Below are 12,296 nucleotides of genomic sequence, written 5' to 3'. Positions count from 1 at the left end.
AGCTTTTATCAACAAGGTATGCGGGCCGCAACCCTTATACAGTCTATCTCGTAGACCTCTTTGTCACCCCCCCAGCCTGCGCCTTGGCTATGGATGCTAAGGCTAGTTGCAACTCGCCATATAAATAGAGAACTTGAGCCTTGAAAATGTAATAATAGCAGATTGCGTTTGGGTTTCTGCTAACTTCCTCTTGATTTAGATAATCGGATTCCTGAATTTCATCGCCACCAAAATAAACCTTATCTTGCGTTTCTCCGAGCAGGTTTTGTAAGATTATTTTCTGTCCCAAGGTGCAATCAACAGACCATTGGTTTTTGGTTTTTTGGCAGAAAGGGAGAATGTCAGATGCCTCTTGAGGAAGTAAAGAGAGATTTTTACCTTGGTAAATTCCATTTAATAAAGTATGAGTCATGCTAAAGCCAGCATATTGAAGCATCCCCGACTGTAACCCAGCTTCTATTGATTCTGCGTTAATATTTTCAGTTTGCTTGATGTGCTTAACCCATAACAAAGAAAAATTCGCAAGTACGTTAGCTGTTTGGCTTATCGAGTATAAATCATCGAACTTTTTACTTAAGTGATATCCTAGCAACGTGAGTTCGTAACTTAACTGATAGTTACCTAACATTGTCTGCAATGCACCAAATATACTGTAGCTAATTGCAGATTTGGATGTATGACCGTATTCAACGCTCAGATTGGCAGATTTACTCATTACAACGCCGGCAATTTGGGGAGCGCCTAAGTAGCTTGGGGGTAACATTTTTATCAGTAGCTCTAAGGCAATCTGCTGGATCGGGTCTTCCATTGCTGGATTGTCAATCAGGGAAGCAACTTCTCGGTTTCCTAAGATTTCGCTAAACTTAGCTAATTCCGCTTCAACAGCTTTGTCAAAGTCGCGCTCTGGAAAGTCGATCCCCAATTGCCCTAAAGCTGTTCTACCAACCTCGATCGCCTCCAAGTATTTGCCCTGCATGGTATATAATTCGATTAGCAAATAATAGAATTCCGAGCGTTCTAGCGCTGACTTCACTCTATTAATATCTAATTTAATCAGCAATTCTGACTCTTGAAAGTTGCTAGTGAGATATTCAACTTGGGCTAGGTTTTTATATAAATCGATAGCCATTTTATAATTATTTTTCCCTTTCCAGATATTTCCTGGGAAAATATCATCAGCCGATCTAAAATATTCTCTAGCCGCCGTATATGCAGTAGATTCTTTGGCTTTTTTACCTGCCTTTAGATTCAATTGAGTCAACTGCACTTTTTCTGCCTTGCTATTGAGCAAGTTTTTTCCTTTATTCAGATGATCGACTATAGCAAAAATATTACCTTCCAATTTATCTGATAGCGTGTTTGCAAGTAACAGCCTGCCAATTTTAAGATGAACGCTTTGCTTGCGATCTTCATCGATCGAGGCATAGGCGACTTGCTGAACGCGATCGTGTTGAAACTTATAATTCAGGATAATCAAAGAGGAATCGATGGAATTATTTGATGTTGTTTCTAGCGATGAAGTCGGTTGAATCAGCCCGGACTGGATAGCAGGTAGTAAATCTACAAATATATCTGTCAGCGATTTTTCCCAGACTATAGAGAGCGTTTTCAGATCGAACCTATTCCCGATACAAGCAGCCAGAAGCAACGCTTGCTGAGACGCATCCGGTAGTTTTTTTAATTTGTCTATCAGCAAATCCACCACATTTTCTGTGATACCTAAAGCATCGATTTGCGTGATATCCCAGATCCAATAACGCTGTTGCCAATCGAACTTTAATAAATTTTGTTGATATATAGTGTTGAGAAATTCATTGACGAAGAAAGGATTACCTGATGTTTTGCGATAAATTAACTCAGCTAGCGGCTCGACCCATTCTAGATTGCTGTGGAGAGTATCGGCAATCAATTGAGCGATGTGAGGAGCCGCTAAGGGGGCTAATATTATCCTATTGAGAATTACTCGCTCTTTTTCTAAACGATTGAGGGTTAAGATTGAAGGGTGGGTGGGGCTAACTTCATTGTCTCGATAAGCACCAATCAGGAGCAAGTATTTCATCTGCTCGTCAGTCAACATTAATTCGATAGACTTTAAACTAGCTGCGTCTGCCCACTGTAAGTCATCCAAAAAAATTACCAGTGGATGTGAGCTTTGGCAAAACACGCGAACAAATTTTTGAAACACCAAGTTAAACCGATTTTGCGCCTCCATCGGCTCCAGTTGTTGAATCGGAGGTTGAGGCCCAACTATTAGTTCTACTTCAGGAATCACGTCAACGATGGCTTGACCGTTAGAGCCAAATGCTGCCAGTAGTTTTTCACGCCATTCTAATAGCTGTGCTTCATCTTCCGCTAAAATTTGCTGTATGAGAGAGCGAAAAGCAGCAGCAATTGCCGAATAGGGAATATTGCGCTGTAACTGCTCGAACTTACCAGAAATAAAATAGCCTCGCCGAGCTGTAATGGGCTTGTAGAGTTCCTGTACCAGCACAGACTTACCGATGCCAGAATAGCCGGAAACGAGAACCATCTCAACGCACTTTCGTGTCGGTTCTTCTGAGCTATTTTCTGAGGCAATCCGCGCAAAGTTTGATAATAATGTCTCAATTTCTCGATCTCTACCGTAAAGTTTCTGCGGTATACTTAACCTGTCAGAAAAATCTTGTTGTGCTAGCGGAAAATCTGCAATTTCTCCGCAGATTTGAAACTGTCTGAGGCATTCTTCCAGATCTGCAGCGATGCCAAAGGCACTCTGGTAGCGTTCCTCCGCTGTTTTGGCTAACAATTTCACAATCAGGTTAGAAACAACTTTGGGTATATTGGGATCGAGTTCGTGAGGCGGTAGAGGCTGTTTGGCAATGTGGCAGTGTACTAATTCCAAAGCATCGCTTGTATCAAAAGGTAAATAACCAGTTAGTATTCGATAAAATGTCGCGCCCAGAGAGTAAAAGTCTGTAGTGTAGTCGAGGGCGCGATTCATCCTGCCTGTTTGTTCCGGTGAGATATAAGCCAGTGTGCCTTCGAGAATATTTGGGTTTTTAATTATCGGATTTTCCCGTGTAAATAGTGTAGAAATGCCAAAATCAATAATTTTCAGGATATCTGTTTCAAAATTCCAAACAATATTGGCAGGATTGATATCTTTGTGGATAACATTAACAGCATGGATTTCACCTAAAGTCTTGGTTATTTTAATACCAATAGAAAGAAATTCAGGCAAGCTAAGTTTTCTATCTCTGAGGATAATGTCTAAAGATTCACCTCCAAAGTCTTCTAAAACTATTGCTAGTGTATTCTGATATTTTTGCAAATCATAAGCTCTAATCACTCCATCTATATTCAGGGAACGAGTAATTTCATACTCTTGCTTATATCTGGTTAGCTCCGCAGGGGTAGGGTAATCTTCCTTGAGAACCTTGAGAATAACAGGTTGATTGTCAGAGCGGCGGTTTGCTCGATAAACTAGCGAATTCGAGCTTTCAAAAATTTGGGCGGTAATTTGGTAATTAGAAAAATTTTTCATACTTAAGATTTTACTTAACAAAAAATACAAACAAAAATTATGGTTTTTTAGCGCTAATCAGATGATAATAAGTATGAGTTGGTATTGACTGAAATTCAATAAACCCTACTGACGATAAGATTTCTTCTATTTCCTTTAACGTATACTGCTTACCTTTCTCATACATCAGTAATATGGCTGACAAACAGGCGACTGTGAGCGGCCCATCTTTGGTGTCATTTAAAGGCATTTCATGCAACAATACTTTGCCGCCAGATTGGAGTATACCGAATGCTCCTCGAGCTAACAAATAGCAATGTTCTAAATCCCAATCATGAAAAACATTGCCAAATAGAATACCGTCAGGTTCTCCAGGCCACGCATCTTCAAACATATCTCGCGCAACGGTAGTAATCTGTTTTTCTAAGCCATATTTGGCAATGTTTTTTTGGCCAATCTCGCATACAGGCTCAAGATCCATAACCGTGCATTGAATCTGCGGATTAAATGCTGCGATCGCGATCGCTAGCGCTCCGGAACCGCCTCCCACATCAAGAAGATGCGATATTTGACCGAAAACAGGTTGTTTGGCTAAGTTTGCTGCGGTTGGCAGTATCATCATGTCTATCCGCTCGATAAAACTCTGCACCACCTCAATTTTGTGCTGATTCATCGCCACTGCCATCGGCATTGGTGGTTGAGCGCCACCGATTAATTTCAGGCGAAGCAGATCCAGATACCATTCATTGGGAGGGCAAAACCCCGTATAGTAAAATGGGCTATCTGAAATCATGTAGGTTTTTGCCACCTTTGTCAGGCAAAACCGTCCATCTTTCTGTCTTTCTAGTAATCCAAATGCGGCAATAACTGCCATGAAAGCTTCAGAGATTATAGGCGTAATTTTGAGGTGTTTGGCAGCATCTTCAATTGTTTGTGGTGCTTCATCTATCAGCTTGAATAGATTGATTTCTTGCGCTAATGTTATTACTGGCCCGATGATTCTAGAGCAACTTAGATCGAACAGTAAACGCTCATCAACTTCTGGAACGGGAAATGGTTCGTTAAACATATTAATTTCGTCTCACAGGTTTCCCTACACTAAACCATAGAAACGAGCGGGGTTGTGCCACAAAATCTTTTCTACAGTTCCTGACGGTAGATGGTCCTGAAGATTGACCACTTGCTCCACAATATCCGATTCGTATTCTCCATGAGGATAATCGGAACCAAATAGGATGTTATCTGAGCCTATATACTCAAGCACTTGAGATAAGTGTGGTTCAGAAGGCTCAATAGAAACAAAACACTGACGGCGGAAATACTCCGAGGGCTTGATCTTAACATTATCTGCCACTTCCCAGCGCGAACTTTCGTATTCTCGATCGAGCCGCCACAACCAGTTGGGTAACCACCCGCCTCCTGACTCCAAAAAGCCAACTTTGAGTTGAGGATGGCGTTCGAGAACGCCACCTTCAATCAAGGTTAGCAGAGCCATCATTTGTTCCATCGGATGGGAACAGGCACGTAAGGCAAAGCGAGTATTAAAGCGATCGGCCCCAGCAGTAGGCAGACGGCTAGGAGTTCCCTCGTGAATGCCTACGGCGATTTCCAACTCCTCACACTTCGTCCAAAATGGCTCGTAGGCGCGATCGCTCAAAATTCTTCCTTTCACTGGGTTAGGACGCAAAAAGACTGCTTTCCAGCCAAAATCAGCTATTGGCTGTAATTCCGATACCCTTTCTTCAATTTCATGTCGAGCTAAAGTTGCGAAACTCTGATCGGTCTAACTGACCTATTCCTCTCAAAAACAGCCCTCGGTTTCAAAGCAATTCTCAACAACAGCCACAGCGATCGCCATTCTCCGGGAGTTTCCTGCCGCTGCCACTGGCCCGGCCGACAGTACAGCATTTCGATCAAACAGCGGTGCTGGCTAATGTTCAGGCGATCGAACGCAATTCGCACAGTGGGAAATTCCACAACACTGGACTTTTTTGCATCCCCAAAACTAGACGCCAACTGATATTGATCGCTCACCAACTCAATCTTAGCCACAGGAATAAAACAATTCTCTTCCATAATTTTCAGAGTCGCCGAATCGCAATCAATCAAACCTTTGACCAAACGACGCTCAGTGCCCAACTCAACAACAGACGGCGCTAGCGATCTCCTTGCCTTGACTGCCGCATTGCGAGGGAGCGCTTTTATTTCACCCTGGGATAAACTTGTCTCAAAGGCATATTTTGGCAAAATCTCTGCTGCTGTCAAACTTTCTTTACTGCCTTTATTCTTCACCGCAAAACTTGGCCACTGCGTCATAGCAACTTCAGCGCCACTTTCCGAAATTACAGTGGTTACACCCCAAAAACTTTTACCGCCAATATTTAATTGTACAACCCTACGTAAATTGAACCATTCGTAAATGTCCGGCTTAGGAATATCCACCAAAATCAGCAATGCAATCCCGATCATCAGCAGGTTGTACGCGCTCCAAATCCATCCCAAACTCATTCCTTTTGACAAATGTGCACTTTCTGATATTGACTGTACAGTGTCCAAATTTTTAACTAAATTAATGTTTAAATTGTGCCACAAACTGAAGGCTGTAGCTGCGAACAAGACAATCAAAGGCCATCCCAAATTCCAGTTAAAATGAAAGCGATCGCTCGCCATTCCTTTTGGCGTTACCTGAAACCCTTTCCCAAACGGATTCAGCATGGAACTCACCACCGTCACCGCTAAAGGAATACACTGGACGAACGAATAAATATCCGAAAGCAAAGCCGATCCCGATCTGCGGTTCAGCCAAGAAAACACAGTAAGTTGCACCAAATAGTAAGGCAGGAAAAAGTACAGCAATTCCCGCGCACTTGCCCGCAAAGGAATTATGTCGAAAAACGAATAACCTAAAGGTATCAACAGATATAAAACCTTAGTTAAACTGGTAAACCAGTGCAGCAATCCTTCCAAATGAGACAGCCTTTGTACGAATGTGAGACCGCGAATTGTTAAAGGATTGGAATCAATAAAAAATGCCTGAAGCGTGCCTCGCGCCCAGCGTAGCCTTTGATTGAGATGAGCCTCTATATTTTCAGCAGCCAAACCAGCACTCAATTTTTCATCTAAATAAACTAAGCGATATCCGGTTGCTGACAGCCGAATTCCGGTAAAATAATCTTCGCAGATTGAATCTGTGACCAAGCCTCCCGCTGTTTCTAAAGCACTTCGCCTCACTACAAAAGATGTACCGCAACAAACCACGCTGTCGGCGCTGTCTTTGATAATTTCAATTTGTCGGTAAAAGATTTCTTCTTCCGGCGCGAGCACATTTTCTAAACCTAAATTACGGGAGATGGGGTCGTGGTTGTAAAAGCTTTGTGGTGTTTGAACGAGGGCGATTTCGGGATTTTGAAAAAATCCAACTGTGCGAGTTAAAAAATTTTTAGTGGGAATAAAATCGGCATCGAAAACTACAATTAGTTCTCCATTAGTAATGGCTGTGGCATGGTTAATATTTCCAGCTTTGGCGTGAGTATTATCGGGTCTGGTTATATACTCGCATCCCAGTTCTTTTGCCAGCAACTTGATTTCATCCCGCTTGGTATCGTCAAGCAAATATACTTTTTTGTTGGGATAATCTAAAGCTTGACAGCCGATTACAGTGCGCCGTAAAATAAAAGCCGGTTCGTTGTAAGTTGGGATAAAAATATCTATGGGCGGGGTGAAGTTTCCAGCTTCAACTGCAACTGCCATGCGATCGGCTTCTCGACGCCGGTCTTTCATTCTCAGCATTAAATACAGTTGAATACTGGTGTTGAAAACCAGTAGCATTTCTAGGAAAAACAGCCCCAAACTAAAGATACCGTTGAGGGGATCGGTTAAATTTAGAGTAGCGAGCGATCGCCATAAAACGTAGCGAATGGTTAAAGCCAGAACAATTGCAACTACCACAGCGCGCGACCATTTCTGCGGTTGAGGCGAAATTTTAATGGCAGCTAAAGCAACCGAGACAAGTGCCACAGTGGGCACTAACAAATACATCTTGCTCGTAGCAGGCACTTGCAGCCATACAGGCGGGTTTTGCTGCCAAGTGTTGATTGTGGCAAAAATATCGCTAACAGTACCTTCACCTGAAAACCAGGCCCCGGCGATCGCACCTGCGAAAGCAACCGTCCCCAACACGACTAGCGTTGCCGTCGGCATCCGCGAAATCCGCCAAAAGCGGCGTTTCAAGTCTTGAAAATCAAATCTTGAAGTTGTCATAAAATAATTTTAAAGTCCCGCTCGTGCATGCAAAAGTAAGGGTTTCTTGCTGTCCACTTTTTAATTCAGTTGAAAATTCCGACACACCTCAATTACTCTATTTACATTTTTTAACATTTCGACCCTTGTATGATAATTCATCTTGCTTGCGGTTGCCAAACTGCTTAGCGAGTCCAAACCTGGCAAAATATAGCAGAAGGAAGAAGGAATAAGGCTTTAGTTACCGAGGAGAGAAGTCCTATCAATTTCGGTAACACTGGAATGATGGGGAGTGGGAAGTGGGGAGTGGGGAGTGGGGGAATGTGGAATTGTGCGACCTTGACTTTATCATTCCCACCCAACCGGAAAAGATATCAGAAGCAATCTTCAGCAATGTCAGCAACAGGCTTTCCGGCTTGTTCCATAATAAAAAATAATTCTTGTGGGCCGTTTCTGCGACGCCGCCCATAAAAAGCTGATTGAAAATGCTCCCACATCTGGGTCCTAACCGTCGGGCGCGCTTGCTATAGTTCAAAAAAAATTATCTTGTCTACAAATCAAATAGGATTGCTATATCAAACTATAGCAATCCCTAGGATTTAACAATTAGACGAATTTGACATCTAACTAAAGGTAGATTAATTTTATATTAATTAAAAAAAATTACCGCGATCGCAGCACAAAAACCCAGCCATCAAAAAACTAATCAGCAATTTCTAATTGCGAGATTGCATAGCGGGCGACAGCCAAACTAACTCTGGCTTGTTCTATTTCCGACAATTGGGCCCAAGGTCTTTTAGTCGCCATGACCAATTCCCCGCCTTCGGAATCAACATCTCGCATCGCATAAGCCAAAGGACGCGCCAACACCTGTAAATCTTCCTCAGCCCACTGAGGCAAAATATCTAAGACGCACTCTACCATTTGGTCAGCTAAAGATTGACACTTAACAGTTGCGTTTTGCACGCTTTGAGCGATGCTGGCCAGAAAATCTTGAGGAACGCGAGCAAATTTCTCGCGCAAAGACTTTTGCAGAGCAGTCGTCAGCCAAACTTGTTCTAATTGCGAGAATAAAACTTGGGACTTCAGGGCAATATCGCTGTCGCTGAATGAATCAGATAGCGCAAATTCCTGCTCTAGGGCAGCCAAATAAGATTCGGATTCAAGCTGTGCAGGATTCCAGGGATAAGCAACATCAGTCTGAACTATTGTGGCGAGAAGTTCCATCTGGGCCTGAGTTTGTGAGTCGCGAAAATATTCAGAATCAGGAGATTGGGTAGCCATGATGTAATACCTCAAGGGGGAAAAGGAAAATATAGAAGGGGGACTGTGCCAAGAGCTAGTTGGGAGCTATCAGTGGTAAGTAACTCTTTTAAATTCAGACTGGAGACTCAACAGAACTTTGCTGTGCCACTCGCCCATTGCCTTCATTAGCTACACGCGCACCTTAATTCGTTCCGCAATCAGTCTCACTGTACCCCGAAGTTTTAGGAACCTCAATAGTGAACTCAAAAATCTGACCTTGAGAACTGCCAAATTTGAGCTGAGTCCCGCTGCGTAGCAACAATTCTTGGTGGTGAACTCTCTGCCATCCCTCAGATCCCAAAACTAGAGTCCCGTAGCGAGAAAAATCGCGCAGGAAGTAGCTAGGTTCTTCCTGGGTATCTCCGATCGTGTTTCGGCAGAAAATCTCGGCGTGTTTTTGAGAAACCCACTGTTCTCGAATCACTACGTCGTTTTCTTCCCAGCGTCCGACTCGAACTATACCAGCGCGAATCGGCCAAACCTGATTGGTCGAGTCGGTGGATTTGGCATTTGGTCGATCGCGCCCCCGCAAATAAGCACAAGACGGCAACCGTCCCAGCCAAGTAGAAGAATTTAAAGGCAATTCAGTTTTGAGGTCATCTACCGGCTCAGTTAGCTGACCGTCAAACTCAGGGTGCATATACAGCACAGGCAGCGTCCAAGCCGGTTGATTGAACTTGTAAAGCGTCAGTAACTGCTGTCTGGCGACGGCGACGGCCCGATCGATCGACATCCGTCCGGCCAAAGCTTGAGCAAAAGTTTGGATAAAACTCAGGGCCTCGCGATCGGCGATCGAATCCCGCATCCCCAACACCGCCGGCACCCCGTGATGGATCAGTACCTCAGCCAAACTGCTGCGGGCGATCGCCTGTTGTTGACCGTTAGTTGAGTGCAACCTCTCCACCGCCGGCTGAGCTCCCCAGCAGGCATTAAACACCGCCAGAGTCACGCGACACCGAACTAATACCTGAGCTAGTTCAGTACCATTAATCGCCGTTTCCGGCCCCAAAAACAGCAAACCGCCGTCGGGGCCCGGTATCCCGTGGCCGGCGTAGAACAGAATGTTGTAAGCTTGCGTTTCCAGCCGAGAAATGAGTTCCGCCGGAGTAGGTTCGATCAGAGTATCGACGCGAGTCGGAACGCTGATGTCAAAATATTTGCCGCTGTCGTCGGTTTGAAAAGCACTTTCCAGAACGCCCGCTAAGGCGAGTGCTTCTTCTCCCAACTGCAAATGACCGTTATTGCTGTTGGAAAATTGGGAATTAGCACCGCCGCCTGGTTCTGCTTGTCCCAAAACTAGCAAAATGTTGAGCGACTCCGCAGGCTGCAGGGGTGGCAAAGGTTCAACATTGCTGGTAGTGCGGCTGAACAGCAGTTGCTGCGACAGAGAAATTGCCGGTTGACCGGCTTGAGGCTGCATAATTTCCCAAGGCAAAGCAATTAAATACGGTTCGCGCAAATCTATGCGTACTCGCAGGGGTAGATTTTGCCCGATCGCAATACCTTTACTTTCCTGGAGACTACCCTGAATCGGGCCTTCAAACAGCCACTGCCAAAGATTAATCCCCAAATGCTGCATCAGGCGGCTGCTGTAGCTTGCCGGTGGCCGAGGCGGATGCTGATCCCCTTTCTCGCCCCACCCCCGCTGGCCCAGGTGGAGCGGCACAGAGGGCGTCGCTGGAGCGAGGTCGAGCGACTGAGGACTTCGTTGTTCAGTTTCTGCCAGTATATTCTGGTTGTTTTCCGGCGAGACGAAACTGCCATCAGGATTTAGGGGCAATTCGTGAATTGTCCCGGAGGGCGAAAACATTTCCTGCCAAGCTTTCCAAGATTGGGAGAGGGTATCGGGCCACATACAGTCGTGGTGAACGTACCCGCTGGGATAGGGAGCTTGTAGAACCCAAGTGGCAAAATGGTTTGCCCCAGCGGTTCTCAGGCGAGCGATCGCTATACTGAGGCAAGGACTTTCAGGGCGCGCCATTCACAACTATCGACTCTGGATATAGGGTGGGATTGAGTTTCTCTATTTGTAGTTTATCGGGTTTGGGGTGCGATCGAGTGCGTGAGATTGCTTTGGCAGTTTTTACTTTTACTTAGTGCCCAAAAATTTATCTATACTCGGTAAATCTACCCAAGTTCCCGTAGCATTCGACTCCTGGGTCAAATCCATCAACAACTGCGAGTAAACCCCTTCTCTGAGGGACGGTATCAACGATTTACCGGCATCTATTGCTTCTACCCACCTATCTACTACTCGAATAAACGGTGCAATTCTCCCGTCTGGAAATACTTGAGGAAACTCCAATCTTTGAGGAATTTTGATTTCAGCTAAAGGTTCTCCACCTTGGGAACCCCACAAGCGAAATCCGTGGACGTAATCTTGCTGGTTATCGCTTCCTAACACCAACGTACCCTTACTCCCGTATATTTCCACCCAGTGTCCCCGCCCTTGATAAGTAACAGAACTCAAACAAACTTGACAAGGAGTTCCCCCGGCTAATTCCAACATCAACGTGCAAGAATCATCGGCATCAACTAATTTTAATTTTCCTGAATCATTCGGATCTGGCCGCGCCGAAATTCCTGTAATCAATTGCCCAGAAAGCCTCTGGGGCGGGCCGAACAGCCAGCTAATATAATCAAAAACGTGAGAACCCGTCGCGCCCAAAACTCCGCCGCCTAGCTCTTTTTGCGCGTACCAATTCCAGGGGCGACTCGCATCAGCGCGGCTCGACACCAGCCAATCAATTTTAATTAAGCGCTTTTCTCCCACATATTCTGCTGCCAATAATTCTGCTAGCATTTGCCATGCGGGGATGAAGCGAAACTCAAAGTCCATTGTGGAAATTCCTCTGGAACCACCATTTCTAAAATCGGTTTGAGATTCGTTGTTTGCCAATCGGTAAAGTTCCCTGGCTTCATTTGCTGTCAGGGCGGTGGGTTTTTCTAATAATAAATGCTTGCCTGCTTCCAAGACTGTTTTTGCCATTTCAAAATGCAAAAACGGCGGTGTGGAAATGCTGACGCCCGCTACTTCTGGGATGGCTACTATATCGGCGATCGAGTCGCAAGCGTAGGGGATATTGTGGGTAGAGGCGATCGCCTTTGCTTTGTCTAAATTCCGGTGATAAACAGCCACAACCTCTGTCCGGTGATGGGCCTGGAATCCGGGAAGGTGTACTTTTTGACCGAAACCTGTACCGACTACTGCAACGCCAATTTTTGACATAATTTAATAATTGGGAATTGG

7 protein-coding genes are annotated in these 12,296 nt (G+C 44.8%); all 7 read right to left on the bottom strand.

All coding sequences use genetic code 11. The annotated features are described in order from the left end of the window. Positions 1-43: 43 nt before the first annotated feature. Positions 44-3,523, bottom strand: coding sequence for a serine/threonine-protein kinase PknK (locus QUA77_RS23895; protein WP_333452933.1), 3,480 nt, complete (start codon positions 3,521-3,523; stop codon positions 44-46). Between the two features lie 37 nt (positions 3,524-3,560). Continuing rightward, positions 3,561-4,571: a methyltransferase gene (locus QUA77_RS23890; RefSeq protein WP_333452932.1), complete on the bottom strand. Its 1,011-nt coding sequence runs from the start codon at positions 4,569-4,571 to the stop codon at positions 3,561-3,563. A gap of 24 nt (positions 4,572-4,595) precedes the next feature. Further along, positions 4,596-5,249 (bottom strand): amidohydrolase family protein, encoded by a 654-nt coding sequence (locus QUA77_RS23885; protein ID WP_333452937.1) that lies wholly within the window; start codon positions 5,247-5,249, stop codon positions 4,596-4,598. An 11-nt stretch (positions 5,250-5,260) separates the two neighbouring features. Further along, the gene (locus tag QUA77_RS23880) at positions 5,261-7,762 is read right to left on the bottom strand and encodes a glycosyltransferase (RefSeq protein ID WP_333452930.1); all 2,502 of its coding nucleotides are present in this window, start codon (positions 7,760-7,762) and stop codon (positions 5,261-5,263) included. Between the two features lie 681 nt (positions 7,763-8,443). Beyond that, positions 8,444-9,025, bottom strand: coding sequence for a hypothetical protein (locus QUA77_RS23875; RefSeq protein WP_333452928.1), 582 nt, complete (start codon positions 9,023-9,025; stop codon positions 8,444-8,446). A gap of 163 nt (positions 9,026-9,188) precedes the next feature. After that, the gene (locus QUA77_RS23870; RefSeq protein ID WP_333452926.1) at positions 9,189-11,027 is read right to left on the bottom strand and encodes a CHAT domain-containing protein; all 1,839 of its coding nucleotides are present in this window, start codon (positions 11,025-11,027) and stop codon (positions 9,189-9,191) included. A 108-nt stretch (positions 11,028-11,135) separates the two neighbouring features. Further along, a complete protein-coding gene (locus tag QUA77_RS23865) occupies positions 11,136-12,275 on the bottom strand; it encodes a Gfo/Idh/MocA family oxidoreductase (RefSeq protein WP_333452924.1) in 1,140 nt (379 codons plus the stop codon). Positions 12,276-12,296: the final 21 nt, after the last annotated feature.

It is taken from the genome of Microcoleus sp. K5-D4 (assembly GCF_036704575.1).
Lineage (GTDB): Bacteria > Cyanobacteriota > Cyanobacteriia > Cyanobacteriales > Microcoleaceae > Microcoleus.
The sequence above is the reverse complement of the archived record's forward strand: the minus strand, read 5'-3'. Positions and strand labels throughout refer to the sequence as shown.

What these genes read in the sequence shown, in the direction of transcription:
- QUA77_RS23895 (WP_333452933.1), bottom strand. Translation starts at nt 3,523, where the DNA reads ATGAAAAATTTTTCTAATTACCAAATTACCGCCCAAATTTTTGAAAGC.
- QUA77_RS23890 (WP_333452932.1), bottom strand. Translation starts at nt 4,571, where the DNA reads ATGTTTAACGAACCATTTCCCGTTCCAGAAGTTGATGAGCGTTTACTG.
- QUA77_RS23880 (WP_333452930.1), bottom strand. Translation starts at nt 7,762, where the DNA reads ATGACAACTTCAAGATTTGATTTTCAAGACTTGAAACGCCGCTTTTGG.
- QUA77_RS23875 (WP_333452928.1), bottom strand. Translation starts at nt 9,025, where the DNA reads ATGGCTACCCAATCTCCTGATTCTGAATATTTTCGCGACTCACAAACT.
- QUA77_RS23870 (WP_333452926.1), bottom strand. Translation starts at nt 11,027, where the DNA reads ATGGCGCGCCCTGAAAGTCCTTGCCTCAGTATAGCGATCGCTCGCCTG.
- QUA77_RS23865 (WP_333452924.1), bottom strand. Translation starts at nt 12,275, where the DNA reads ATGTCAAAAATTGGCGTTGCAGTAGTCGGTACAGGTTTCGGTCAAAAA.